We start from the raw sequence: 25367 nt of genomic DNA, 5'->3' as shown, positions 1-25367 counted from the left end.
GCCGCCGGCATCTGGCACAACTGGACCACCGGCACCAAGATCAAACGATCCCTGATCGCCTACGACCACTAAGAACATCGGACTCACTCATCTAGCCGCTACGGGACCAGCCCGGCGCTCTTCAGGTGCGGCATCAGGGCCGCCGGCTTCAGGCCGGCGGCCTTCGCCGCGTCCAGGGCCCGCTGGAGGTCGGCCGCCAGGGTCGGCGTGAAGTGCAGCAGCACGATGTCCCCGGCCTTCAGCTGCGGGGCGGGCGGGGTCTGGCCCCAGGTGGTGAAGTCGTGCGTCCAGGTGACCAGCGCCTTCACCCCACAGGCCTTCGCGGCGAGCCGCACGTCGTCGTCGACCGCCCCGTACGGCGGGCGCAGCAGCTTCGGCGTCCTCCCGAAGGTCTCGGCAAGCCGCTCCCCGGCCCCGCACACCTCGGCGTCCTTGCCGGCGGCGTCGAGGGCGGTGAGGTCGGGGTGGTTGACGGTGTGGTTCTCGACGGTGGCCCGGCCCTGGTCGACCAGGCCGGTGAAGTAGGCGGTGTCGTACGAGGTCGCCCCGGGCAGCAGGAACATCGACACCGGCACCCGCCTGTCGGACAGGATCCGGGCGGCCTCGGGGTCGTGGTTCCAGCCGTCGTCGATGGTGATGAAGACGACCTTCTCCTGGGTCGGCACGTGCGACACGACGGGCGGCAGCCCCACCCCCGCCTGCGCGGACCCGGCGGCTCCGAGGGCGAGCGACAACGACGCGAGCGCGGCGACAAGCACACGAGTTCTCCACATGCCGCACACCTTGGTCTAGACCACCTCCCCCCGTCAATCCCCCTTCCACAAACGGAAGTTGCACCCCCGGCCCCCCTTCCGAGCCCGTACGGGCGAATCCGGGCCTATTGCCCGCGGGCCCCGACGCGCTCCCGCCCATGAGGCACGACACCGCAGTCGCGGACGGCACGTCCGTCCCGATCCCCGGATCCATCGGCATCAGCCCCGAACTGCCCGTGGACCTCGCCCTGGACGGGAGGAGCAGCAGGACCGGGCACGAAACATCGGCCGATCGGCGCCATTTGTGACACCTATCTGATGATCAGACCTCGCGCCTCACGTCGTACGGGCTCCGGCGGGCGAACCATGCAGTCCGAGGCCGCAAACGCCTCCAGGTCAGACCCCCGGTTCCCACGAGGAGCACCACACATGAGTCCTGAGACAAGGACCCCGTCGGGCATGGGCCCGCTGCCCCGGCGGAGCAGATGGCTCGCCGGCAGCGCGGTGGCGTCGATGGCCATCGCCATGCTCGCCTTCACCGCCCCCGCACAGGCCGACACCGAAGCGCCGGAGGCGGCCACCACGACCGCCCTCGCCGGCGACAAGTGCAGGGACGACGACTACGACGACGACCCTGGCCTCAAGGGCGCCGAAGCCAAGCCGCGCAAGGACAAGTGCGACGAGAAGGTCGGCCCCCCCGGGCCTCCCGGACGCCCCGGACGCCCCGGGCCCCCCGGGCCGCCCGGACCGGCCGGACCCGCCGGACCCGCCGGAGCCCCCGGTAAGGACGGCGCGAACGGTGCCCCCGGCGCAGCCGGTGCCCCCGGCGCTCCGGGGAAGGACGGCGTGGACGGCCGGGACGGACGGGACGGACGGGACGGCGCACCGGGCGCACCCGGCTTGCCCGGGCCCCCCGGACCTCCCGGACCTCCCGGACCCCCCGGGCCCCCCGCACATCACGGGCCCGGCGCGTGCGACAACGGCAAGGGCAGGGACAAGGACACCGCCCCCGGCCCCGCCGCCGACCCCGACCTCGAGGAGGAGTCCGACGAGTTCGGCGTCTTCCTGATCGACGGGGTCACGTACGTGGGCCACCGGGACGCCGGCCAGGCCGGACCCTCCTCCCGTCCGGACAGCACGACCGTGCACCCCGGCGACCCCGCCAAGGCCGCCGTCTGCGCCCCCGGCGACGCGACCCTGAGCGCCGCGCCGGCCATCAAGCCCGCGGCGACGGGCAGGACCGTGTACGAACGCCGGACCCCGCAGCGCTGGAACCTCGTCGCCCTCGACACGCTGCTTCCCAACGGACTGCCCGCAGCCGAGAAGGGCAGCCCGACACACTCCCGGCGCCCCTGACCCGACCCGTCAGGACCGCCGGAGAGGACCGCAGAAACACGTGTGCCGTGTCCGGAGCCTCCCGGACACGGCACAGTGCGTCAGCCGGCCCTCGGCCGCCCGGGTGCGTTCAGCCCTTCACGCAGACCACGGCCTTGAGCTTCGCCACGACCCGCACCAGGTCGGTCTGCTGGTCGATGACCTGCTCGATCGACTTGTACGCGCCCGGGATCTCGTCCACGATGCCGGAGTCCTTGCGGCACTCCACGCCCTGCGTCTGCTCCGCCAGGTCCCGCGTCGAGAACCGCTTCTTCGCCGCCGTCCGGCTCATCTTGCGGCCCGCTCCGTGCGAGGCGGAGTTGAAGGCCTTCTCGTTCCCGAGCCCCTTCACGATGTACGAGCCCGTGCCCATCGAGCCCGGGATGATCCCGTACTCGCCGCTGCCGGCGCGGATCGCGCCCTTGCGGGTGACCAGCAGGTCCATGCCGTCGTACCGCTCCTCCGCCACGTAGTTGTGGTGGCAGCTGATCTCCCGCTCGAAGGAGACCTTCGCCTTGCGGAACTCCTTGCGGACGACCTCCTTGAGCAGGCTCATCATCGCCGCGCGGTTGTACTTCGCGTACTCCTGCGCCCAGAAGAGGTCGCTGCGGTACGCGTCCATCTCCGGGGTCGCCGCGAGGAACACCGCGAGGTCCCGGTCCACGAGGTTCTGGTTGTGCGACAGCCCCCGTGCCACACCGATGTGGTGGGCGGCGAGCTCGTTGCCGATGCCGCGCGAGCCCGAGTGCAGCATCAGCCACACCACCCCGGACTCATCGATCGTGACCTCGATGAAGTGGTTTCCGGAGCCAAGTGTTCCGGTTTGCCGCAGCGCCCGGTCCCGCCGGAACTTGACCTCGTCCGCGAGGTGGTCGAAGCGCTCCCACAGGTCCCCGAAGCCCGCCTCCGAGAAGCCGTACAGCCGTGACGGGTCCACCGGCTCGCGGTGCATGCCCGCGCCCACGGGGATCGCCCGCTCGATGCGCGAGCGCAGCTTCGACAGGTCCCCCGGGAGGTCGTTCGCCGTCAGCGACGTCCTGACCGCCGACATGCCGCAGCCGATGTCGACGCCGACCGCCGCCGGGCAGACCGCGTCCTTCATCGCGATCACCGAGCCGACCGTGGCGCCCTTTCCGTAGTGCACGTCCGGCATCACGGCCAGGCCCTTGATCCAGGGCAGCCCGGCCGTGTTCTGGAGCTGCCGCATCGCGCTGTCCTCGACCGACGCCGGATCCGCCCACATCCGGATCGGGACCTGCGCCCCGGGTACCTCTACATACGACATAAGACAACAATCCCCTGAAATCCACAGAAAAGTATGAATACGCGAAAAGCCGCGCTCATCACCCCAAAGCAGACAGGGAACCGGCGCCGGCACGTGCGTGTGCGATAGACATTGTGTCCATCCGTGCCCAAGTCGCGGCAACGGATTTTCCCGAGGGAGCCAAGGGGAGCCAGTGGACGTGGACCCAATGCCGGTACACCGGATGCCGGTGCGTCGTCGCCGAGTCCTGCCGGGCATCGCGATGCTCACCGCGCTCGTGGCCGGAGCGGCCGGGCTCACCGGCTGCACCGACGGCAACGGCATCGGGACGAGCGACCCGAAGGGCGGCGGGAGCACCGCCGCCCCCGCGCAGCCCGGCAAGTACCGCAGCCTGCCGCAGCCCTGCAAGGCCGCCGATCCCAAGCGGCTCAAGGCCATGCTCCCGGCCGCCGACTCCCTCACCACGGAGCAGCGCGACCGGCTCTACGCCGGGACCGCGGACGCCTCGTACGACGGGGACCGGCACGTCGGCTGCCGCTGGAACGCGCAGACCCCCGAGGGGAACCTGCTGCTGTCCGTCACCTTCGAGCGCGTGGTCTCGTACGACCGCGCCACGACGAGCGACGACGACAAGGCCCGCCAGGTGTACGTGCGCCGGCTGACCGACGCGAAGCTGCCCTTCCCCGGACCGACGGGACCCACGGGACCGACGGGACCCTCGGGAAGCCCGACCCCCGGCGCCTCCGGTAACGGTACGAATACGAGTACGGGCCCCAGCACGCCCCCCGCCACCACCCCCGGCGGCAGCACCGCACCCTCCCCGGCCGCCTCCGCTCCCGGTTCCGCTTCGCCGTCCGCGCCGCCCTCCCCGACCGCGCCGCCCGAGCTCGGGTCGCGCGTACTGGAGGGGCTCGGCAGCGAGGCGTTCCTCGACGACAAGCTCGGCGCGGCCGGCGCCACCGCCGCCCAGGCGCGGACGGTGCGGATCGTGTTCCGCACCTCGAACGTCCTCGTCACCGTCGAGTACAGCGTCCAGCCGTCCGGACCGGGCTCGGTCCCCCCGAGCGCGGACACGCAGGAGAAGGCACGCCAGTTGGCGCAGGCCCTGGCCGAGCGTTTCAACGAGTGACAGCGCCGCCCCGAGGGGGCGCGCACGCCCCGCGTGACGGCGCGCACAGCAGCCGGGCGCCCGCTCGGGCTACCGTTGCTCGGGTCCAGCGCCCGTAACGCGCCCCGAAGAAGACCCCAACGTCTGAAGGAACCATGCACCGATCAGCCTCGCGCCTCACCCGCGTTCTCGCCTGCGCAGCCGTCCCGGTGATCCTCACCGTCGCCGGCTGCTCGTCCGACTCGGACAAGTCCTCGGGTGCCAAGGACTCCGGCAAGAAGTCCGATTCCTCCTCGTCCGCCAAGCCGAACGCGAAGTCCGCGGCTCCGCTGGAGAAGGTGGCCTTCGCGAAGCTGCCGGACCCGTGCAAGGCGGTGACCGGCAAGAGCATCGACTCGCTCGTGCCCGAGGCGAAGGAGAAGAACGGCACGGCGGCCAAGTCGAACGACCTGTCCAACCGCGCCAGCTGCTCCTGGAACGGCCTCAAGACGGACGGCGCGAAGGGCTCGCAGTACCGCTGGCTCTCCGTCTCCCTGGTCCGCTACGACTCGCACGCCTCCCTCGGCAGCGGCAACAAGCGCGCGGAGGACCAGTTCAACAAGCAGATCGAGCTGGCGAAGACCACCGAGGGCGCGCACGACGTCAAGGCCGAGCCGGCCGAGGGCGTGGGCGACGCGGCCACCTCCGTGGTCTTCGGCGTGAAGAAGGACGTCGACTTCGCCAACAACTCGATCGTCGTCCGCGCCCAGAACGTGGTCATCACCGTCGACTACAACGGTGCCGCCTACGAGGGCGCCGGCGCCCCCGACCAGGGCAAGCTGCTCCAGGACGCGATCACCGCGGCCAAGGAGACGGTGGCCGCGGTCGGCGCCGCCAACACGGGTGAGGGCGCGGCTCCGTCGGGTTCCGCTTCGGCCTCCGCTTCCCCGTCGGCGCAGTCGTAACGACACCCCCTGCGACAAGAGGGGGCCTAGGGCACGGGTGACGCGCAGTCACCCGTACGCTGTGCCTGCCGTAGCTCGACAAGGGGAGGGGATCGCGGGTGGCCGCGATGCAGCTGACTCGTACGCACCGGATACTCATCGGTGTCGTGGTCGCCGGGGCCGTGGTCATCGCGGCCATCGGTTTCGCGGGTTCGTACGCCGCGGTGCGCGCGCTGGCCTTGAAGAAAGGCTTCGGCAGCTTCTCGCTGGTGTTCCCGATCGGCATCGACGCGGGCATCTGCGTCCTGCTGGCGCTGGACCTGCTGCTGACCTGGATCCGCATCCCGTTCCCCCTGCTGCGCCAGACGGCGTGGCTGCTGACGGCGGCGACGATCGCGTTCAACGGCGCGGCGGCCTGGCCGGACCCGCTGGGCGTGGGCATGCACGCGGTGATCCCGGTGCTGTTCGTGGTCACGGTCGAGGCGGCCCGGCACGCCGTGGGCCGGATCGCGGACATCACCGCGGACCGGCACATGGAGGGCGTGCGGATCACCCGCTGGCTCCTCTCCCCCGTGCCCACCTTCAAACTGTGGCGCCGGATGAAGCTGTGGGAGCTGCGCTCCTACGAGCAGGCCGTCGGCATGGAGCAGGACCGGCTGATCTACCAGGCGCGGCTCCAGGCCCGGTACGGGCGGGCCTGGCGGCGCAAGGCGCCCGTGGAGGCGCTGATGCCGCTGCGGCTGGCCCGGATCGGCGTGCCGCTGTCGCAGACGGCCCCCGAGGGGCTGGCGGCGGCGGGCATCGACCCGGTGCTCCTGCCTCCGGCGGTCGCGAAGAGTCCGGCCGTCGCCGCCGGGCCGGCGGTGACGGGCCCGGACGCGCACGCCGTCCCGGCCCTGCCGGCGGCGCCCGGGGCCGCGGGAGGCACCTCTGCCGCGGTGCCGGCCCAGGCGGGGCCCGCGCCGGCGGCCACCGCCGGGGCCGACGGGTCCGACGGCGGCGCGGCGCCGGAGGTTCCCGAGCAGCGGGAGGGGCCGGACCGGGCCGCGGTGCAGCCGCGGCAGGCCGCCGCGGCGGTGCCGGCCCCGTTCGCGGTGGACCCCACGGCCATGCCGGCCGCGCACGACAGCGCCTGGTTCGCGGGGCCGCGGGCTCCGCAGGCCACGTACGAGGGCGACTACAACCCCCAGTACGTCGAGGGCCTGGAGCCGACCCCGGTCATGGCCCCGGCCGGCCCGGACGAGGAGCGGCCGGAGCGGCCGGAGCAGCTGGAGCCGGAGGCGGAGCCGGACGACGCCGAGGAGGAGAAGTTCGCGGAGGCCGCGTACGAGGTCTTCCGGGCGTACATCGACAAGTACTCCCAGTTCCCGGAGCCGGACGAGCTGGACAAGCACCTCTCCGCCCGTCTCGGGATGACGCACCCGCGCAGCGAGGCCGAGCTCAAGCGGCGGATGCCCGCGCTCAAGCAGCGCTACCAGCGCGACCTGGAGAGCGAGCACATCGCGTAGCCGGCGCGACCACGCGGAAGGGCCCGCACCCCCCGGGGGTGCGGGCCCTTCCTCATGCGCGGCGCGCGGCGTGCGGGATCAGGCGGCGAGCAGCTTGCGCACCCGCTCCGCCCCGACCGCGAGCAGCAGCGTGGGCAGACGCGGGCCGGTCTCCCGGGTCACGAGCAGGCGGTACAGCAGGGCGAAGAACTCGCGCTGGGCGACCTTCAGCTCGGGCGTCGGCTTGGCATCGGGCTCCAGCCCGGCCATGACCTTGGGGACGCCGTAGACGAGGGTGGTGAGCCCGTCCAGCGACCAGTGCGAGTCGAGGCCCTCCAGCAGCAGCCGCAGGGATTCGCGCCCGGCCTCGTCCAGGGAGGACAGCAGCTCGGTGTCGGCGTCCTCGCGGACCAGGGTGCGCTGGTCTGCCGGGACCTGGGTGGTGATCCAGTTCTCGGCGCGGTCCAGGCGCGGCCGTACCTCGTCGAGGGAGGTCAGCGGCTGCGACGGGTCCAGGTCGGAGAGGATCCGCAGGGTCTGCTCGTCGTGCCCGGCGGTGATGTCGACGACCGACGCGAGGGTGCGGTACGGCATCGGACGCGGGGTGCGGGGCAGCTCGTGGGAGGCGACGCGCACGGCGCGGGCGTGCGCGGCGGCGTCGGCCGGCAGCACGGAGCCGTCGGCGACCTTGCCCTCCAGCTTGTCCCACTCGTCGTACAGGCGCTGGATCTCCTGGTCGAAGGCGATCTTGAAGGACTGGTTCGGGCGGCGGCGCGCGTACAGCCAGCGCAGCAGCTGCGGCTCCATGATCTTCAGCGCGTCGGCCGGGGTCGGAACCCCGCCCTTGCTGGAGGACATCTTCGCCATGCCGGAGATGCCGACGAAGGCGTACATCGGGCCGATCGGCTGCTCGCCGCCGAACAGGCCGACGACCTGCCCGCCGACCTGGAAGGAGGAGCCGGGCGAGGAGTGGTCAACGCCGGAGGGCTCGAAGACGACGCCCTCGAACGCCCAGCGCATCGGCCAGTCGACCTTCCAGACCAGCTTGCCGCGGTTGAACTCGGACAGCTTGACGGTCTCGGTGAACTGGTCCTCCGTGCAGACGTAGGTCAGCTCGGTGGTCTCGTCGTCGTACGCGGTGACCTTGGTGAAGTCCTTGTTGCACTCGGCGCAGTACGGCTTGTACGGGAAGTACTCCGCGCCCTCGGCGCTGCCGTCGTCCTCGCCGGCCGCGCCGGAGCCCTCGGCGGCCTCCAGCTCGGCCTCGTCGACCTGCTTCTGCTGGGGCTTCTTGCCGCCCGGCTTCTGCTTGGTGCGGTACTGGGCGAGGATCGCGTCGATGTCACCGCGGTGCTTCATCGCGAACAGCACCTGCTCGCGGTAGGCGCCGGAGGTGTACTGCTCGGTCTGGCTGATGGGGTCGTACTCGACGCCCAGCTCGGCCAGGGAGTCGACCATGGCGGCCTTGAAGTGCTCGGCCCAGTTCGGGTACGAGGAACCCTCGGGCGCCGGGACGGCGGTCAGCGGGCGGCCGATGTGCTGGGCGTGGGACTCCTCGGTGACACCGGGGATGCCCTTGGGGACCTTGCGGTAGCGGTCGTAGTCGTCCCACGAGATGAGGTGCCGGACCTCATGGCCCCGCCGGCGGATCTCGTCCGCGACCAGGTGCGGGGTCATGACCTCGCGCAGGTTGCCCAGGTGGATCGGGCCGGACGGGGAGAGTCCGGACGCGACGACGATGTCTTTGCCGGGGGCTCGGCGCTCCGCCTCGGCGATGACCTCGTCCGCGAAACGGGAGACCCAGTCGGTCTCTGTGCTGCTGCTCTGCGCGCTCTGAGCCACGACACGTCCTTCTATCTCGAATGCTGGCTACGGCCATTCTCCCAGACGGAAGGGGCCGCTCCGGGGTTGCTTCCGCCCACTGATACGCGCCGCCATATGCCGGGAAACGGGCAGCCTCCGCGTGGGATACTCGGCACTTGTCGGAACAACCAAGTGCACGCGCACGTGCAACCTCACAGGAACGGCAGCTCATGGCCTCGGTCCCTTCCCTCGCTTCTTCCGTCGAACAGCGCGTCTCGGACGCCCTCGCCTCCGCCCTGCCGGAGGCCGGTGCCGCCGACCCGCTGCTGCGACGAAGCGACCGGGCCGACTTCCAGGCCAACGGCATCCTGGCGCTCGCGAAGAAGGCCAAGGCCAACCCGCGCGAGCTCGCCGCGACCGTCCTCGAAGGCCTGGACAAGGGCGGCGTGATCAAGGACGTCGAGGTCTCCGGCCCCGGCTTCCTCAACATCACCGTCTCCGACGAGGCGATCGTCAGGACGCTGGCCGCCCGCGCGGCCGACGACCGGCTCGGCGTGCCGCTGAGCCCGTCCGCCGGCACCACGGTGATCGACTACGCGCAGCCGAACGTGGCCAAGGAGATGCACGTCGGCCACCTGCGGTCCGCCGTGATCGGCGCGGCGATGGTGGAGATCCTGGAGTTCACGGGCGAGAAGGTCATCCGCCGCCACCACATCGGCGACTGGGGCACCCAGTTCGGCATGCTCATCCAGTACCTGCTGGAGCACCCGCACGAGCTGGACCACAAGGCCGGTGACGCGGGCGAGGCGGCCGGCGAAGAGGCCATGTCCAACCTCAACCGCCTCTACAAGGCCTCGCGCGCCCTCTTCGACTCCGACGAGGAGTTCAAGACGCGCGCCCGGGCCCGGGTGGTGGACCTCCAGGCGGGCGACCCGGAGACCCTGGCACTGTGGCAGCGGTTCGTCGACGAGTCGAAGATCTACTTCTACTCCGTCTTCAACAAGCTGGACATGGACATCCAGGACCCCGACGTCGTCGGCGAGTCCGGCTACAACGACATGCTGGTCGAGACCTGCAAGCTGCTGGAGGAGTCGGGCGTCGCCGTCCGCTCCAACGGCGCGCTGTGCGTGTTCTTCGACGAGTACAAGGGCCCGGACGGCAACCCGACCCCGCTGATCGTCCAGAAGTCCGACGGCGGCTTCGGCTACGCCGCCACCGACCTCTCCGCGATCCGCAACCGCGTCTCCGACCTGGCGGCCACCAGCCTGATCTACGTGGTGGACGCGCGGCAGTCGCTGCACTTCAAGATGGTCTTCGAGACGGCCCGCCGGGCCGGCTGGCTGAACGACGGGGTCAAGGCCGTGCAGCTGGCCTTCGGCACGGTCCTCGGCAAGGACGGCAAGCCGTTCAAGACCCGTGAGGGCGAGACGGTCCGGCTGGTCGACCTCCTGGACGAGGCGGTGGACCGGGCCGCCGCGGTCGTCCGCGAGAAGGCCCAGGACCTCACGGAGGAGGAGATCGCCGAGCGTGCCGCGCAGGTGGGCATCGGCGCGGTGAAGTACGCGGACCTCTCCACCTCCGCCTCGCGCGACTACAAGTTCGACCTGGACCAGATGGTCTCGCTGACCGGTGACACGTCCGTGTACCTCCAGTACGCGTACGCGCGCATCCAGTCGATCCTGCGCAAGGCGGGCGAGGCCCGCCCGGCCGCCCACCCCGAGCTGGAGCTCACGGCCTCCGAGCGGGCCCTGGGCCTGCACCTGGACGGCTTCGGCGCCCTGCTCGCCGAGGCCGCGGCCGAGTACGCCCCGCACAAGCTGGCCGCGTACCTGTACCAGCTGGCGTCGCTGTACACGACGTTCTACGCCGAGTGCCCGGTGCTCAAGGCCGACACCCCGGAGCAGGTCGAGAACCGCCTGTTCCTGTGCGACCTGACCGCCCGCACCCTCACCAAGGGCATGTCCCTCCTCGGCATCCGCACCCCCGAGAAGCTCTGACGAACCGCCCGGCGGCCCCCTGTGCACCCGGCGGTTTCTAGGGGCCGTCGCGTTTCCGGGGCCCTCGCGCAACACGTGCGGGGTGTGCCGGGCGGGCCACACGGAGGAGGACGACGCGAAGCGGGCCGGCCGCCTGCTGGCCTCCGCCGCGATCCCCTCGGAGGAGCGCCCGGACGCGGTGGACGCGCCGGCCGCGGTCTACGGGACGTCTCGGCCTTCCTCGCGGGCAAGCGCTTACCGGGCTGACCCGCCTTCCACGTGACGCGCGTCACGGGGAACGTTCCCCCGGGGCCGGTCCTCTTCGGTGTGTCAGGGCGCGGCACGGCGGAGGGGATCACGCACATGAACGGCATGGAGCGCACGGCGCGGCGGCGGGCCGCGGTCGCGGTGGCGGGGCTGCTGGGGGCCGACGGCCTCGTCCACCTGTACTGGGCCACCGGCGCCACCTGGCCCGCCTCCGAGGAGCGGAGCCTGTCGCTGGCGGTACTCGGCACGGAGGTGTCCTTCGGCCCGCCCGTCGTCCTCCCGCTGGCCGCGCTGACCCTGACCGCCGGAGCAGCCGTCCTCGCGCACGGGTACGGTCGCGGCGGCCGACTGACGCGGGCCGTCACGGTCGCGGTGGCCGCGGGCCTGGCCGTACGCGGCCTCGCGGGCCTGGGCTGGGCCGCCGGCCTCCTCGACAGCCCGCCGGACAGCCCCTTCCACGCCCTCAACCTCGCGGTGTACACCCCGGCCTGCCTCGGCTTCGGCTGGGCCGCGGCCCGGCTGGCGCGGGAGCGGTGAGGGTCACCGCCGCCGCAGCCGCCGCCACCAGCCGCGCAGGCCCCGGTGGCGGACGGCTTCGTACGACCGCTCGGCGCGGAGCGCGTCCTCCTCACGGCCGGACTCCCGGAACAGGGCGGCGGCCTCCCGGTATGCCTCCGCGGACCGGACGAAGTCGCCCGTCCGGTGGTACGCGGTACCGAGCGCGTACAGCGCGTCGGCCGACCACGTGGGTTCGTCGGCGGACCGGCCTTGCCTGAGGGCCTCGTTGAGCACGCACACGGCACCGGCCGCGTCCGAGAGCCAGAGCAGGGTCACACCCATCTGGGTCAGGGCGGAGCCTGCTTCGCCGTGGGCCCCGGCCGCCGCGGCACACTGCGCCGCATCCCACAGCGCGAGGGCTGCCTCGTCGAGGCGACCCAGCTCCCGGAGCAGCAAGCCGAGTTGCAGCATCACCGCGCCCTCCTCGTACCGTTCTCCGACGCGCCGGAACATCACGGCGGCCTCCCGGAATCGGGGGATCGCCTCGCCGGCCCACCCGTCCGCCACCAGGGCCGAGGCCAGGTGGCCGAGCGCGCGTGCCCTGTTCAGGGACTCGCCGTACTCCGACAGCACGCCCACGGCGCGTTCCAGTGTGTCGGCGGCCTCTGCGGTCAGGCCTTGTTCGGCCAGGGTCACGCCCAGGGCGGTCAGGGCCTCGCCCTCGGTCTCGCGCGCGCCCAGCGCCCGCAGGAGGTCGACGGACCGTTCGATCGCGGTGCGGGCTTCCTCCGGGTGCCCGGCGGCCGACCGCCAGGACGCGAGGTTCCCCAGGGCCACGGCTGTGGCCACGTCGTCGTCCCGCGCGCTGTAGAAGTCGAGGATCTGCTCGCCCAGTTCGGCCGCCTCCTCGGAGCGGGAGGTCTCCCACAGCGCCGTGGCGAGCGCGCTCAGCAGGAGGTGCTCGGCTTCCACGTCCTCGGCCCTCCGGGCCGCCTCGGCTCCGATCCGGGCGTTGGCGATCGCGTCGTCGAAGAGCCGACGCCTGATCAGGTAACCGGACAGCCTCACGGCGAGGACGGCCGCCTTCGCCGGCCTGCCGTGTGCGGCACAGAAGGACACGGCGGCCAGCAGGTTGGCGCGCTCCTCGTCCAGCCAGCGCAGGACCGTCCCGGCATCCGGGAAGTTCGGCGCCTGGGGCTCGCCGGGCCGCCGGGGCAGCAGGTGGTCCTCCGCGCCGAGCATCATGCCGGCGTAGACCGTCAGGACCTGGTCCACGACCGCTTCCCGTCCGTCCTCCTCGGCGTGCGCCGCCGCGAGTTCGGCCGCGTACAGCCGGACCAGGTCGTGCATCCGCCAGCGTTGGGAGCCCTTCGGCTGCTCCGCGAGGAGCCCGGCGCCGGCGAGGGCGGCCAGCAGGGCCCGCGTGCCTGCGACGGCGGTGTCCCAGTCCGCCTCCGCGACCGGTCCGCGCAAGGTGGAGGCCGCGAAGCCGGTCTCGCAGTCCGGCCCCGGCACCGCCGTCAGCAGCCGCAGCATCCGCTGCTGTTCCGCCGGCAGCCGGGCGTACGACAGCCCGAACGCGGCCCGCACCCCGGTCGGGAGGCCGTCGCGGTCGCGGGGGCTCAGGGCCTCCAGGCGGGTGCGGGCGTCCGCGAGCTGGCGGGCCAGCTGCGCCGCCCGCAGGCCGGGGTCGCCCGCCAGGACCGCCGCCGCCACGCTCAGCGCCAGCGGCAGCCGCCCGCAGTGCCCCGCCACCTCGGCCAGGGCCACCGCCTCCGCACCCGGCCTCGGGTCGTCGGGCCGTACGCGGCGCAGCGCGTCGGCGAGGAGGTCCGCGGCGGCGTCCGCCGCAAGCACCTCCAGGTCCAGCACCCGCGCCCTGAAGTCCGGGGCGACGAGCCGGTCCCGGGAGGTGACGAGCAGCCGGTGGGCGTCCCCGCCGGGCGGTACGAGGTCCCGGACCTGGGCGGCGTCGCCCGCGTCGTCGGCGACGACCAGCACGCGGAGCCCCTCCCCCGCACGGGCCGCCAGCTCCGACCGGTACCGGGCGAGCTGCCCGTCGGGGCCGGCCGGCAGCTCGGCGTCCACACCGCACAGGCCCTCCAGCAGGGTCCCGACGGCCTGCCCGGAGCCCACCGCCCCGGACGGGTCGTACCCGCGCAGCGACAGGAGGAGCACCCCGCCGGTGAACCAGCCGCGCGCCACGGCCCGTTCGGCGGCGGTGACGGCGAGCGCGCTCTTGCCGACCCCGGCGAGCCCGGCGACGACCACGGCCCGCTCCCCGCTGCCGGGCTCCAGCGCGGCCAGCAGCCCCCCGAGCTCCTCCTCCCGCCCGACCAGCGCCTCGGGGGCGTCGGGCAGGGCACGCGGCGGCACCGGCCCCCGGCCCGCACCGGCGTAGTAGTCCCCGCTCACGACGAACTGTTGGATCCGGGCGCCCCCTTCGGCCCGGGCCCACTGCTCCGAACTCGCCATGCCCCCACGATGGCACCGGCGGCGGACCGCGCCCAGGCCCGGGTGTCACCCGTTCGGCCCGATTCCGGGTGCCGGAGCCGGGTAGGGGATGGCCCGTCCAGCCCCAGCACCACCGACGGAGGCATCCGTGCCCGACATGAACGGCCCCTACAAGCCCGGCACCCCCTGCTGGATCGACCTGATGGTCCCCGACCAGCAGGCGGCGCTCGACTTCTACTGCGACCTCTTCGGCTGGCAGGGCGAGGTAGGCCCGGCGGAGCAGGGCGGCTACTCCGTCTGCACCCTCAAGGGGAAGCCCGTAGCGGGGATCATGAAGGCGATGAACCCGGACGGTACGGTGCCGGACCCGCTGCCGCCGACCGTGTGGACGACCTACCTGTCCACGGACAGCATCGACGCCACCCTCAAGTCCGTCACCGACGCGGGCGGCACGGTCATGATGGGCCCGATGGACGTCATGGAGCTCGGCCGGATGGCCGTGATCTCCGACCCGACGGGCGCCGTCGTCGGCCTGTGGCAGCCCGGTACGTTCGACGGCGCGGGCATCGTCAACGAGCACGGCGCGCTGATCTGGAACGAGCTGACCACCGGGGACCTGAAGGCGGCCTCGGCGTTCTACTCCTCGATCCTGCCCGTCACGACGGCGGAGTCGGAGATGGAAGGCGCCGAGGGTTACGTCGAGTTCAAGGTGAACGACCGGGCGGTGGGCGGGATGATGGACATGAGCAAGCTGCCGCCGGGCGTGCCGCCGCACTGGCAGCCGTACTTCCACGTGGACAGCGTGGACGACGTCCAGGCGGCCGCCGTCCGCGCGGGCGCGACGGTCCTGGCCCCGGCGTTCGACATGGTCGCGGGCCGCATGGCGGTCCTGGCCGACCCGCAGGGCGGCGCGTTCTCCGTCATCACGGCGTCGATGCAGGAGGACCCGGCCTAGGACTCGTCCCCAGCCTGTGGACGCGCGCCGCCTCTACACGCGGGGCGGCGCGCACGAGGCTCCGGCCTGGGGTCGTCGGCATCGGTAGCGGTGGCGGGGCCGGGGGCGGCGACGGGGTGGGGTCCGGGGCGGAGCTCCGGGGAACCGGCGAAGGGCGGGTAGGGGACGGCCCCGCGGGGCCCCTCAGCGGCGCCGCCACCGGCGGCGGGGGCGGGCTGCCTGTCCGCGCAGCGAGGCGGCGGACGCCCGGGCCACCGCCTCCCGTTCGGTGTCGCCGAGCCCCGCGTGGAGTCCCGCCGCACGCTCGAAGGCATCGGCGGCGTCCGCGTGCCGGTCCAGGGCGTGCAGCGTCAGGCCGAGCGCGCCCGCGAAGGCGGCCTCGCTGTGCCGGTCCCCCGCCTCCGCAAGGAGCCCGCAGGCACGCTCCAGTGCCTCCCGCGCCTGGTCCAACCGCCCCGCGCGGCGGTGGAGCAGGCCGAGGTTGCCCAGGGTCATCCCCTGGCGGTGCGGGTCCTCCTCCGCGACGGCGTCGAGGGCCTCCTCGTACCGCGCCCTGGCTTCCTCCTCCCGTCCCAGCTCGATCAGCGACTCCGCGAGGGCGGTCAGCGTCCGCGCCGCCTGCTTCCGGTTGCCGAACTCCCGGTGGGTGGCCAGCGCCCGTTCCCGTGCGGCCACGGCCTCCTCCCGCTGTCCGGCCCGCCAGAGCACGTCCGAGAGGGAGTTCAGCGAGGACGCCTCCCGGTGGCGGTCGTCCAGGTCGTTCATGAGGGAGACCGACTGCCGCAAGGCGGCGATGGCCTCGTCCAGGCGGTCCGTGTGCTCGTAGATCTGGGCGAGACCGGCCAGCACGGTGCCTTCGGCGTGCCGGATACGCAGCTCCCGGAAGACGTCCAGCGCCTCTCTGAGCACCTTCTCCGCCTCCGCCCACCGGTTCTCCACGGCGTACAGGCTGCCCAGCATGTTCAGGGCCTTGCCCTCCCCCATGCGCAGGGAGTTCTCACGGAACACCGCCAGCGCCCGGGTCAGCGGCCCCGCCGCCTCCTGCGGCCGGTCCGTGCCGAGCCAGGCGAGGCCGAGGTCGTACAGCCGCCCCCCGACCTGCTCGGGGGTCCCCCTGCCTTCCGTGGCCGCGAGGAGCAGGCGCGCCACCGTGAGCGCGTCCTGCCGGTACCGGTAGATCTGGAGGTACGACATCAAGGTGCCGCCCAGTTCCACGGCGGTCCCCGGCCGTCCGGAGTCGACGGCGAAGCCCACGGCCGCGACCAGCATGGCCCGTTCGGCTCCGAGCCAGTCCAGGACCTCGCCCATCGACGGCAGATCCGGCCCCGCCGCCCGCCGCGTGTCCACGCCGAGGACGTACTGCGCCACTTCGGCCTGGATGACCAGACACCCCAACAGGGTGTCCACCGCCTCCTCCCGGCCGTCCTCCGCCGCGCACTCCTCCCCGCGCTCCCGTGCGTACAGCCGGACCAGGTCGTGCATCCGCCAGCGCCCCGAGCCGACCGGCTCCTCCACGAGGAGGGAGGCCCGTACGAGTGCCGCCAGCTTCGGCCGCAGGTCGGCCGGCCTCTCGCCCGTGAGCAGCGCGGCGTACTGCGTAGCGCAGTCCGGGCCCGGGTTCACCGTCAGCAGGCGGAAGACGCGGGCCTGGTCGGCCGGGAGCCGCCCGTACGAGAGGTCGAACGCCGCCCGGACGCCGTCGGCCAGCTCCGAGTCCAGCTTCGCCAGCCGGGTCCGGGCGTCGGCCAGTTGGGCCGCCAACTGCGTTACGGGGAGTCCCGGATCTCCCGCCATGAGCGCCCCCGCCACCGTCAGGGCCAGCGGCAGGCGCCCGCACTGTTCGGCCACCTCCGCGAGGGCGTCCGGTTCCGCCGCCGGGCGGGGGTCCTGCGGCCAGGTGCGCAGCAACGCCCCCGCGAGGAGTTCGGAGGACGGGTCGGGCGCCAGTTCGTCCAGCAGCACGACCCGCGCGAAGAAGCCCGGGCCGACGAGCCGGTGCCGGGAGGTGATCAGCAGCCGGTGTCCGGGGTGCGCCGGTACGAGGCCCCGGACCTGGGCCACCTCGCCCGCGTCGTCGGCGACGATCAGCACCCGCTGCCCGGCCTTCGCGTACTCCGCCAGCCGCGCCCGGTACAGCGCCGCCCGGCCGTCCGGGGACTCCGGCATGTCCGCGTCCCGGATCCCGAGGAGGCGCAGTATCTCCCGTACCGCGTCGGGCCCGCCGCCGGGGGCGTAGCCGTGCAGGCGCAGGAAGAACACCCGGTCCCCGAACCAGCCCAGCTCCGCCGCCCGGTGCGCCGTCGCCACGGCGAGCGCGCTCTTGCCGACCCCGGCCAGGCCGGCGACGACGGCGACCGTGGGCCCGCCGTCGGCGAGGAGGGCGATCAGCTCCTCGGCCGGCCCGTCCCGTCCGAGGAGTACGGGGGGCGCCTCGGGCAGGCCGAGCCCGGCGCGGGGCGCGGGTCCGGCGCCGGGGGCGTAGTTGATCTGGTCACCCGCGATCTGGGTGATCCGCGCGTTGCCGCCGGCCCTGGCGCGCTGCTCGGCCGTCACGGGCACTGCTCCTCGGCCTCACCGCCGCCGCGCTGCTGGATGCGGGAGTCACCGTCGGCGCGGGCCTGCTGGTCGACCCGGTCGGGGGCGGTGCGACCGCCGTCCTGGGTGATCTGAGAGGTGCCGGATGCCCGGGCGCGCTGGCGTACGGAGTTCCCGCCGTCCCCACCGGAACCTCCGGCCCACCAGCCGCCGACGAGGGCGATCACGGCGGCCATGGCCCCGCCGAAGCCGGCGGCGACGGAGGCCCGGTCGGACTCCTTCTCGGGGAACCAGCCGAAGGGGTCCCAGAGCCCGAACCTGAAGGCGATCAGGAACCCGATCCCGGTGGCCGCCACGACCACGACCCATCGCCACGGACGCGACATTGCTCCCCCTACGGCCATATCTTCCGATCAGCCGAAACTAGCAGTCCCCGGACCGGAACTCGGCCCATACGACCTTCCCGGGCGAGCGCGGCAACACCCCCCACAGGTCGGCGACGGCTCCGACGATCCGCAGCCCGTTGCCGTGCGGCCGCCCGAGGATCCGCGACCGCCCGGGCCCGCTGTCGTGCACCTCGACGCGCACGCAGCAGCCGAAGTTCAGCAGGCGGAGGCGGTACGCGCGGCCGCGCGGGATCCCGTGGCGGAGGGCGTTGGTGGCCAGCTCGCTGACGCAGAGCACGATGTCCTCGCGGCGAGCGGGAAGGTCCCAGGCGGCGAGCGTCTCGCGGGTGAACACCCTCGCGGTGCCCACTGTTTGGAAGGCCCGGGGGAACAACCGCTCCCGCATCAGGCCGGGTTGAGCATTTAGATTCACGGGACGACGATCGCGCACTGTGACTAGTCTGCAACAGTGCGTCGGCCCGTACTCTTCGAGGAGTACGGGTCAGCAAGGGGTAATCCACCTCCGAGGGCGGGGAGTTCATCGCCATGCCACCGAAGAAGCGCCCGCGCGCGAACGCGACGACCATGAAGATGGTCGGCCGACAGGCTGCCACTGCCAGGGCCGCCAAAGGCCTGACCCAGAGGGAACTCGCCGCCCGGATCAAGGTGGACGAGGAGACCATCGCCTCCATCGAACAGGGCCGCCGCCGACTGATGCCGAACGTCGCCGAGCTGCTGGATCTCCACCTGGGCCTGCCCGGGCTGCTGACCATCGCGGCCAATGAGATGCCGGAACGGGACCCCCTTCCCACCTGGTCCGAGCACTACATGGAGCTGGAGAAGCAGGCGATTTCCCTCGACTGGTACGAATGCCTCGTCATCCCGGGGCTACTCCAGACCGAGAGCTACATGCGCGCCCTCTTCCACAACCGCATCCCGGCGTTCCCCCAGGAGGAGATCGAGACCCTGACGGCCAAGCGGCTGGCGCGCACGCAGATGCTGTATCGACAGGACCCACCCAGTCTGAGTTTGGTCGTCCTGGAGGGAGCCCTCCGCGACCGGATCGGCGGCGACGCTGTCTACGTCGAGCAGGTGCGCCATCTGCTGGCGTGCATGGAGCTTTCCCACGTCACGCTCCAGGTGCTGCCCTTCGGCCAGACCGCCCACCCTGGCCTCTCGGGCCCCTTCACCATGCTGGAAACCCCTGAACACGAGCACCTTGGATACTTCGAAGGCCAGCGAGGCAGCAGGATCATCAGCAGCCCCGACGACGTAAGCATCATGGCGCGCCGGTATGCCATGCTGCGGACACAGGCCCTCAACCCCCAGGAGACGGGCTGCCTGTTGACCCGCTTGCTAGGAGCAGCTATGAGCACCGAACTCACTTGGTTCAAGTCCAGCTACAGCAGCGACGAGGGCGACAAGTGCGTCGAGGTCGCCACCACCCCCGCCACCGTCCACGTCCGGGACTCCAAGGTCCCGGACGGCGACACGCTGACCCTCGCCCCCGCGAGCTGGGCGGCGCTCACCGGCTGGGTCGGCCGGTAGGGGCACCGCCCAGAATCGGAATCAGCGCGTGATCGGGTACGACGTGCGTCCCGATGCCCCGTCGATCTCGTCGTGCGCCTTGGTCAGCAACTGCTCCTTCAGATCGTTGAGCGCGCGCGCCGCCGCGAGCTCCTCGCCCACCCTGGGCTGATTACCGTCACTGGGGTGACGGCTGGCGTAGCCGTGAGAGCGCAGCTCGCTCCCGTCCGGCAGCCGGACGAGGGCGGCGGCGCGGGTGCGTTCGCTGTCCTCGTCGAACTTCACGTCGACGTGCCATCCGACGGCATCCTTCATGGCGATCACCTCCGTGGCCGCTGGCTTCCAGCGTGCACCCGTACGCGGCTAAGCGCTCGGCGGGGCCTCCTGTGCCTCGCGTTCCGCGATCAGGCGGGCCAGGCCGTCGAGGATGCGGTCCAGGCCGAAGCGGAACTGGAAGTCGGGTTCGCCGGAGCCGGCGAAGGCGGCCGAGTCGAGCAGGCGGGTCAGGGCGGGGTGGGTGTCGGAGGCGGTCAGCAGGCGCAGGGAGTTCACGTAGCGGCCCATGACCTGGTCCGGGGGGAGGCCGCCCTTGATGATCGCGTCCATCATGTCGGCGGCCATGGTGGCCTCGTTCCGGACGAGCCCGCCGATCAGGATGATCGCCGAGAGCTTCTCGCCCTCTTCCAGGACCGTGCCGGCCATGGAGGCGAGGCCGCGTTCCATCCAGGCCAGCTGGTTCGGTGAGGCCGGGGCCGCCGTGAGCGGGATGCGCAGGATCCAGGGCTTCGTCATCAGCAGGGTGCGCTGGGAGTGGGCCCAGTCCGTCAGCAGGGCCCGCCAGTCCCACCCCTCCGCCTCGGGCGGTAGCGGCGGCGGGGTGCCGACGCCCGCCTCGGACATCAGGATGTACAGCTCTTCCTTCGCCGTGACGTAGCGGTAGAGGGACATCGTCGAGACGCCCAGCTCCTTGGCCACGCGGCCCATGGAGACGGCGGCGACGCCCTCGCCCGCGGCGAGGGCGACGGCCGCGTCGACGATCTTCGGCAGGGTGAGGCTGGGACGCGGGCCCTTGCCGGGGCGTTCGCGCAGGCCCCAGGCCATTTGCAGGCTCAGCGGGAGCCCGGTTTCATCCGGTTCGTCCTTCGCCACGGTCACCCCTCCCCTCTCGTCTCGTTGACCCACATCCTAGTTCTGTGTATTACTTACACAGAAGCGCGTAACCCATACGCAGAAGGGATGACCCGTGAACGACCACGCCCTGTACGCCCGCGCCCTGACCAAGTCCTACGGCGGCACCCGCGTCCTCGACGGCCTCGATCTGGCCGTCCCGCGAGGCTCCGTACTCGCCCTGCTCGGCCCCAACGGGGCGGGCAAGACCACCTCCGTCCGCATCCTCGCCACCCTCACCGAGCCCGACTCCGGGACCGCGAGCGTCGCCGGGCACGACATCACCGGTGCGCGGGCACTCGTACGCGAACGAATCGCGCTCACCGGGCAGTTCGCCGCCCTGGACGACCTCCAGACCGGCATCGAGACCCTGCGCATGATCGGCCGCCTGACCGGGCTCTCCGCCCGCGACGCACGGACCCGCGCCGACGGACTCCTGGAGCGCTTCGGCCTGACCGAGGCCGCCGGCCGGCTCACCAAGACCTACTCCGGCGGGATGCGGCGGCGCCTGGACCTCGCCGCGAGCCTCGTCGGCAGGCCGGAGGTGCTCTTCCTGGACGAGCCCACCACCGGGCTCGACCCGCGCAGCCGCCTCGAACTCTGGGACGTCGTACGGGAGATGCGCGCCGACGGGACCACCGTCCTGCTCACCACCCAGTACCTGGAGGAGGCCGACCGGCTCGCCGACCGGGTCACCGTCCTCGACGCCGGCCGGATCACCGCCGAGGGCACCCCGGCCGAGCTGAAGGCGCGCGTCGCCGGGCACCGCCTCGACCTCACCCTGACCAGCCTGAAGGCCTACGAGGCCCTCGCCGCCCGTGCCGTGCACCACGCCCCCGACGAGCTGACGCTGGGCCTGGCCACCGACGGCTCCGCCGCCCAGGTACGGGCACTGCTCGACGAACTCGACCCCGACCACACCGACATCGCCCGCTTCGCCGTGCGCAGCGCCACCCTCGACGACGTCTTCCTCGCCCTGACGGGAGCAGCCAGATGACCGCCACCGCCCTCACCATGGCCGGGCGCAGCCTGCGCATCAGCCGGCGCAGCCCGGACGCGCTGATCGCCGCCCTGATGCTGCCGGTCATGCTGATGCTGATCTTCGTCTACTTCTTCGGCGGGGCCATCGACACCGGAACGGAGTACGTGACGTACGTGGTCCCGGGGGCGATGCTGCTGTGCGCGGGGTTCGGCGCGGCGAGCACCGCCGTGAGCGTGGCCGACGACATGAAGAACGGCATCATCGACCGCTTCCGCTCCCTGGACATCGGCGGGGTCCCGGTCCTGGCCGGGCACGTCGCGGCCTCGGTCGTACGGAACCTGCTGTCCACCACCCTGGTGCTGCTGGTCGCCCTCGCCATCGGCTTCCGGCCCTCGGGCGGGCCGCTCGCCCTGTCGGCCGCCGCCGGGCTGCTCGTCGCGTACATCACCGCGATCTCCTGGCTCGCGGCGGCGCTGGGGCTGCTGGCCAAGACCCCCGAGGCGGCGGGCGGGTTCACCTTCCTGATGATGTTCCTGCCCTACCCGTCCAGCGCCTTCGTCCCGATCGAGACCATGCCGTCCTGGCTGCACGGCTTCGCCGGGAACCAGCCGCTGACCCCGGTCATCGAATCGCTGCGGGCCCTGCTCCTGGACCAGTCCGCCGGCGACACCCCGTGGACGGCCCTCGCCTGGTGCGCGGGGATCACCGCCCTGGCGCTCACCCTGGCGGTGACCCTGTTCCGGTCCCGGACCCGCTAGGCGCGGGGCGTGCGCCGGCCGGTCAGCCGGTCAGCGGGTACGAGTGCTTGCCCGTGGCCTCGTCGATCTCCGTGTGCGCCTTCCGCAGCAGCTGGGACGCGAGGTCCATGAGCGCCCGCGCCCCCGCGATCTCCTCTCCGACCCGCAGCTGCCCGGGGTCGGAGGGGTGGCGCATGGCATAGCCGCGCGCCCTCAGTTCGCAGCCGTCACCGAGTCTGAGCAGGGCCGCCGCACCGGTGCGGTGGCCGTCCTCGTCGAACTCCAGCTCCACGTGCCACCCGGCGAGCGTGGCCATGGCGGATCACCTCCACAGTCGGCCTACCCCTCCAGGGTGCGCCCGCCCCGCCCCGCCCGCACCCCCTCGGCCCCGCCGCTCACACCCGCTCCCCCCTGCGGGCCAGCAGCCGGTGGAAGCGGCCCGGCCGCGCGCCGTCCCCGGCGGGCGGCGGCCCGGGCAGGCAGGCGCGCAGCCAGGGCGCGTCGAGGCGGGTGTCCTGCGGCCGGAGCCCGGTCGTGGTGATCTCCGCCAGTGTCCCGTCCGGGCGGTACGAGGCCACGCGCAGCCCCGACAGCCCGCGGCGGGGCCACAGGCCCACGGCGACCACCAGCCTCCCCAGGTCCTCCCCTGTGGGACCCGGAGGGGCGGCGGTCTCGTGGACGTAGACGGCGCAGTCGGCGTCCAGCTGCCGCAGCCGTCTGCGCAGGCCCTCCGACTCCGCCTGGTCGGGCAGCGAGTCGAGGGGCGCGGTCCTGGGATGCCGGTACACCCAGAGCCTGCTGGGCAGGGCGCCGTGCAGGCGCATGGTGGTGCAGGCCTGCCGGAAGGCTTCCCGCTGGACGCGTTCCAGGAACGCCTCCGGTTCCGGCTGCGGTTCTGCGTCGTGACCGCTCGTCATGACGGAGAGTCTGGCGCCCCGGACCGCCTTTATGGAAGTTTTTTCTAGAAAGATCTTCTAGAACAGGTCTGGATACCGGTGGTATCGCGCCAGGCCGGTCAGGGCTCCAGGGAGCGCCAGATGACGTCCGGCAGGTACTTCACGGCCTGGTCGAGGTCCATCTCGTACGTACTGGCCAGCCACCGCTTGGCCGCCTCGCACGGCGGGCCCATCACCATCACCTCGACCACCGGCCCCGGAATCGGCCGGATCTCACCCTTCGCCATCCGGTCCCCCATCCACGCCGCCATCGGCCCGAGCTTCGCCTCCTTGGCCGCCTGGATCTCCGCCGCGTGCCCCGCGAGGTAGCCGGAGTAGGCGGAGGCGTGCAGGAAGAGCGCGGCGTCCCGGTGGTCCCGGGTGAACTCCAAATAGGCCCGCACCAGGGCCCGTACGCCGGTCCGGGCCGTGCGGCAGCGCAGCACGGCGGCCGTCATCGCGTCGAACAGCTCGCCCATGCAGCGGATGTACAGGGCGGCGGCCAGCCCGTCGAAGCTGCCGAAGTGGTGGTAGAGGCTGCCGAGGCTGACCCCGCTGGCCGCCGTCACGGACTGCACGGTGAATCCCTGCTGGCCGGACTCGGCGTACACGCGCAGGGCGGCGGTCAGGAGCTGGTCGACCGTGGCCGCGCCACGCTGTTGCTTCACCATCCCGCCAGCCTAGGACACAAGGCAGGACTGGAACATTCTTCTAGAACGAAATGGGGGGTGCGGGCCCGCCGGGCTCGCACCCCCACCGGTTTCCGGCTCAGCGCTCCGCGCGCAGCCGGCCCGCGACCTCGGTCGCCCAGTACGTCAGGATCGTGTCCGCGCCCGCCCGCTTGATGCCGAGCAGCGTCTCCATGATCGCCCGGTCGCGCTCGATCCAGCCCTTCTCCGCGGCCGCCTCGACCATCGCGTACTCGCCGCTGATCTGGTACGCCGCCACCGGCACGTCCACGGCCTCGGCGACCCGGTGCAGGATGTCCAGGTAGGGACCGGCCGGCTTCACCATGACCATGTCGGCGCCCTCCTCCAGGTCCAGCGCCAGCTCCCGCAGCGACTCGCGGGCGTTCGCCGGGTCCTGCTGGTAGGTCTTGCGGTCGCCCTGGAGGGAAGAGGCGACGGCCTCGCGGAAGGGCCCGTAGAAGGCGGAGGAGTACTTCGCCGTGTAGGCGAGGACCGCGACGTCCTCGTGGCCCGTCTCGTCCAGCGCGTCGCGGATCACGCCGACCTGGCCGTCCATCATCCCGCTCGGGCCCACCACGTGGACGCCCGCGTCGGCCTGGACCTGCGCCATCTCCGCGTACCGCTCCAGCGTGGCGTCGTTGTCGACGCGGCCGTGCTCGTCGAGGACCCCGCAGTGGCCGTGATCGGTGTACTCGTCCAGGCACAGGTCCGACATGATCACGAGGTCGTCGCCGACCTCGGCCTTCACGTCGCGGATCGCGACCTGGAGGATGCCGTCCGGCTCCGTGCCCGCCGTGCCCAGCGCGTCCTTGTTCTCGTCCGCCGGAACCCCGAAGAGCATGATCCCCGAGACCCCCGCCTCGACCGCCTCGACGGCGGCCTTCCGCAGCGTGTCCCGGGTGTGCTGCACCACGCCCGGCATCGCCGAGATCGGGAGCGGCTCGCTGATGCCCTCCCGGACGAACGCCGGCAGGATCAGGTCCGAGGGGTGCAGCCGGTACTCCGCGACCATCCGCCGCATCGCCGGGGTGGTGCGCAGCCGACGGGGCCGCGAACCGGGGAAGGAACCGTACGCGCTCATCTTCTAGTCGCCTCTTCGAGCTTCGACAGCAGTCCACTCAGCGTAGAGCCCGCCCCCGCCCCGCCCGCGCAGGGCCTACGCCGGCCAGTCCACCAGCCCGTAGAAGACGGCCGCGTTGAACAGGACCAAGCCCGGCGCGACCAGCGCGAGCACCACGCGCCGGGCGGAGTTGCGGCGCCGCCACGGCAGCAGCCAGGACGCCAGCAGGGTGATCAGAACCACCACCAGCCCGCCCAGGAACACCGGCCAGGCGACGTCGAAGCCGGCTTCGAAGACGTCGGAGGCCTCCTCGTCGCAGGAGTCGCAGGCCATCGGCGACAGCCCCGCGCCGAACAGCGACAGCAGGCCCATGGGCACCGTCAGCAGCGTGGAGAGCAGCGGCGCCACGAACGCCCGCCGGTCGGTGGCGCCTCCGGCTGCGGCGGCGGGGGCGGGGGCGAGGTTCTCGGTCATGGCCCCACTGAACC

Annotated in this window: 24 protein-coding genes; 10 read left to right on the top strand and 14 right to left on the bottom strand. The window is 72.6% G+C overall.

Annotated elements, in window-relative coordinates; all coding sequences use genetic code 11:
* Positions 1 to 98: 98 nt before the first annotated feature.
* Positions 99 to 773 (bottom strand): polysaccharide deacetylase family protein, encoded by a 675-nt coding sequence (locus tag ACZ597_RS34680; protein WP_471339209.1) that lies wholly within the window; start codon positions 771 to 773, stop codon positions 99 to 101.
* Positions 774 to 1181: 408 nt separating this feature from the next.
* Between ACZ597_RS34680 and ACZ597_RS34675 the strand changes: the two genes are divergently transcribed.
* A complete protein-coding gene (locus ACZ597_RS34675; RefSeq protein ID WP_471339207.1) occupies positions 1182 to 2108 on the top strand; it encodes a hypothetical protein in 927 nt (308 codons plus the stop codon).
* Between the two features lie 109 nt (positions 2109 to 2217).
* Here the strand turns inward: ACZ597_RS34675 and ACZ597_RS34670 are convergent, their stop codons facing one another.
* On the bottom strand, positions 2218 to 3411 hold the full coding sequence (locus ACZ597_RS34670) for an RtcB family protein (protein ID WP_471339205.1): 1194 nt from the start codon (positions 3409 to 3411) through the stop codon (positions 2218 to 2220).
* Between the two features lie 208 nt (positions 3412 to 3619).
* Between ACZ597_RS34670 and ACZ597_RS34665 the strand changes: the two genes are divergently transcribed.
* From ACZ597_RS34665 to ACZ597_RS34655, 3 genes are all read left to right on the top strand, one after another.
* On the top strand, positions 3620 to 4519 hold the full coding sequence (locus ACZ597_RS34665; RefSeq protein ID WP_471339203.1) for a DUF3558 domain-containing protein: 900 nt from the start codon (positions 3620 to 3622) through the stop codon (positions 4517 to 4519).
* A 134-nt stretch (positions 4520 to 4653) separates the two neighbouring features.
* Positions 4654 to 5442, top strand: a complete 789-nt coding sequence (locus ACZ597_RS34660; RefSeq protein WP_471339201.1) for a DUF3558 family protein — start codon at positions 4654 to 4656, stop codon at positions 5440 to 5442.
* 98 nt (positions 5443 to 5540) lie between these two features.
* Positions 5541 to 6929, top strand: a complete 1389-nt coding sequence (locus ACZ597_RS34655) for a DUF2637 domain-containing protein (RefSeq protein ID WP_471339199.1) — start codon at positions 5541 to 5543, stop codon at positions 6927 to 6929.
* Positions 6930 to 7007: 78 nt separating this feature from the next.
* Here the strand turns inward: ACZ597_RS34655 and lysS are convergent, their stop codons facing one another.
* Positions 7008 to 8750, bottom strand: coding sequence for a lysine--tRNA ligase (gene lysS, locus ACZ597_RS34650; protein ID WP_471339197.1), 1743 nt, complete (start codon positions 8748 to 8750; stop codon positions 7008 to 7010).
* A gap of 191 nt (positions 8751 to 8941) precedes the next feature.
* Here lysS and argS point away from each other — a divergent pair, with 191 nt between their 5' ends.
* Together argS and ACZ597_RS34640 are read left to right on the top strand one after the other, a co-directional pair.
* A complete protein-coding gene (gene argS / locus ACZ597_RS34645) occupies positions 8942 to 10708 on the top strand; it encodes an arginine--tRNA ligase (protein ID WP_471339195.1) in 1767 nt (588 codons plus the stop codon).
* A 342-nt stretch (positions 10709 to 11050) separates the two neighbouring features.
* Positions 11051 to 11491: a DUF3995 domain-containing protein gene (locus ACZ597_RS34640; protein WP_471339192.1), complete on the top strand. Its 441-nt coding sequence runs from the start codon at positions 11051 to 11053 to the stop codon at positions 11489 to 11491.
* A gap of 3 nt (positions 11492 to 11494) precedes the next feature.
* Here the strand turns inward: ACZ597_RS34640 and ACZ597_RS34635 are convergent, their stop codons facing one another.
* Positions 11495 to 13927: a tetratricopeptide repeat protein gene (locus ACZ597_RS34635; RefSeq protein WP_471339190.1), complete on the bottom strand. Its 2433-nt coding sequence runs from the start codon at positions 13925 to 13927 to the stop codon at positions 11495 to 11497.
* A 136-nt stretch (positions 13928 to 14063) separates the two neighbouring features.
* On the opposite strand from ACZ597_RS34635, the gene ACZ597_RS34630 reads away from it, so the two are divergent.
* A complete protein-coding gene (locus ACZ597_RS34630; RefSeq protein WP_471339213.1) occupies positions 14064 to 14861 on the top strand; it encodes a VOC family protein in 798 nt (265 codons plus the stop codon).
* 183 nt (positions 14862 to 15044) lie between these two features.
* Here ACZ597_RS34630 and ACZ597_RS34625 read toward each other — a convergent pair whose 3' ends face one another.
* The 3 genes from ACZ597_RS34625 to ACZ597_RS34615 are packed head-to-tail and all read right to left on the bottom strand — an operon-like array spanning position 15045 to position 18152.
* Positions 15045 to 17414: an ATP-binding protein gene (locus ACZ597_RS34625; RefSeq protein ID WP_471339188.1), complete on the bottom strand. Its 2370-nt coding sequence runs from the start codon at positions 17412 to 17414 to the stop codon at positions 15045 to 15047.
* Positions 17411 to 17782 (bottom strand): hypothetical protein, encoded by a 372-nt coding sequence (locus ACZ597_RS34620; RefSeq protein WP_471339186.1) that lies wholly within the window; start codon positions 17780 to 17782, stop codon positions 17411 to 17413. Before ACZ597_RS34620 ends, ACZ597_RS34625 begins: the two co-directional genes overlap by 4 nt.
* A gap of 37 nt (positions 17783 to 17819) precedes the next feature.
* Positions 17820 to 18152, bottom strand: a complete 333-nt coding sequence (locus ACZ597_RS34615) for an ATP-binding protein (RefSeq protein ID WP_471339184.1) — start codon at positions 18150 to 18152, stop codon at positions 17820 to 17822.
* A 176-nt stretch (positions 18153 to 18328) separates the two neighbouring features.
* Here ACZ597_RS34615 and ACZ597_RS34610 point away from each other — a divergent pair, with 176 nt between their 5' ends.
* Positions 18329 to 19330, top strand: a complete 1002-nt coding sequence (locus tag ACZ597_RS34610; RefSeq protein WP_471339182.1) for a helix-turn-helix domain-containing protein — start codon at positions 18329 to 18331, stop codon at positions 19328 to 19330.
* A gap of 21 nt (positions 19331 to 19351) precedes the next feature.
* Here ACZ597_RS34610 and ACZ597_RS34605 read toward each other — a convergent pair whose 3' ends face one another.
* Positions 19352 to 19624, bottom strand: coding sequence for a DUF1876 domain-containing protein (locus tag ACZ597_RS34605; RefSeq protein WP_125817550.1), 273 nt, complete (start codon positions 19622 to 19624; stop codon positions 19352 to 19354).
* Positions 19625 to 19672: 48 nt separating this feature from the next.
* On the bottom strand, positions 19673 to 20458 hold the full coding sequence (locus ACZ597_RS34600; RefSeq protein WP_471339180.1) for a TetR/AcrR family transcriptional regulator: 786 nt from the start codon (positions 20456 to 20458) through the stop codon (positions 19673 to 19675).
* A 94-nt stretch (positions 20459 to 20552) separates the two neighbouring features.
* On the opposite strand from ACZ597_RS34600, the gene ACZ597_RS34595 reads away from it, so the two are divergent.
* Both ACZ597_RS34595 and ACZ597_RS34590 read left to right on the top strand, forming a co-directional pair.
* Positions 20553 to 21473, top strand: coding sequence for an ATP-binding cassette domain-containing protein (locus tag ACZ597_RS34595; RefSeq protein WP_471339178.1), 921 nt, complete (start codon positions 20553 to 20555; stop codon positions 21471 to 21473).
* Positions 21470 to 22216, top strand: a complete 747-nt coding sequence (locus ACZ597_RS34590) for an ABC transporter permease (protein ID WP_471339176.1) — start codon at positions 21470 to 21472, stop codon at positions 22214 to 22216. The genes ACZ597_RS34595 and ACZ597_RS34590 overlap by 4 nt, the downstream gene beginning before the upstream one ends.
* A 22-nt stretch (positions 22217 to 22238) precedes the next feature.
* Here ACZ597_RS34590 and ACZ597_RS34585 read toward each other — a convergent pair whose 3' ends face one another.
* From ACZ597_RS34585 to ACZ597_RS34565, 5 genes are all read right to left on the bottom strand, one after another.
* Positions 22239 to 22511, bottom strand: coding sequence for a DUF1876 domain-containing protein (locus ACZ597_RS34585; protein ID WP_471339174.1), 273 nt, complete (start codon positions 22509 to 22511; stop codon positions 22239 to 22241).
* 79 nt (positions 22512 to 22590) lie between these two features.
* Positions 22591 to 23112, bottom strand: coding sequence for a hypothetical protein (locus tag ACZ597_RS34580; protein ID WP_471339171.1), 522 nt, complete (start codon positions 23110 to 23112; stop codon positions 22591 to 22593).
* A 98-nt stretch (positions 23113 to 23210) separates the two neighbouring features.
* Positions 23211 to 23801 carry a TetR/AcrR family transcriptional regulator gene (locus ACZ597_RS34575; protein ID WP_471339169.1) on the bottom strand — a complete coding sequence of 197 codons (591 nt, stop codon included), beginning with the start codon at positions 23799 to 23801 and terminating at the stop codon, positions 23211 to 23213.
* 97 nt (positions 23802 to 23898) lie between these two features.
* Entirely contained in the window at positions 23899 to 24900 is a 1002-nt protein-coding gene (gene hemB, locus ACZ597_RS34570) for a porphobilinogen synthase (RefSeq protein WP_471339167.1), read from the bottom strand.
* Between the two features lie 75 nt (positions 24901 to 24975).
* Positions 24976 to 25353, bottom strand: coding sequence for a hypothetical protein (locus ACZ597_RS34565; protein WP_471339165.1), 378 nt, complete (start codon positions 25351 to 25353; stop codon positions 24976 to 24978).
* Positions 25354 to 25367: the final 14 nt, after the last annotated feature.

The organism is Streptomyces sp. NPDC040718 (assembly GCF_055593565.1).
Note: the sequence above shows the minus strand (reverse complement) of the source record. Positions and strands in the feature narration are given on the sequence as shown.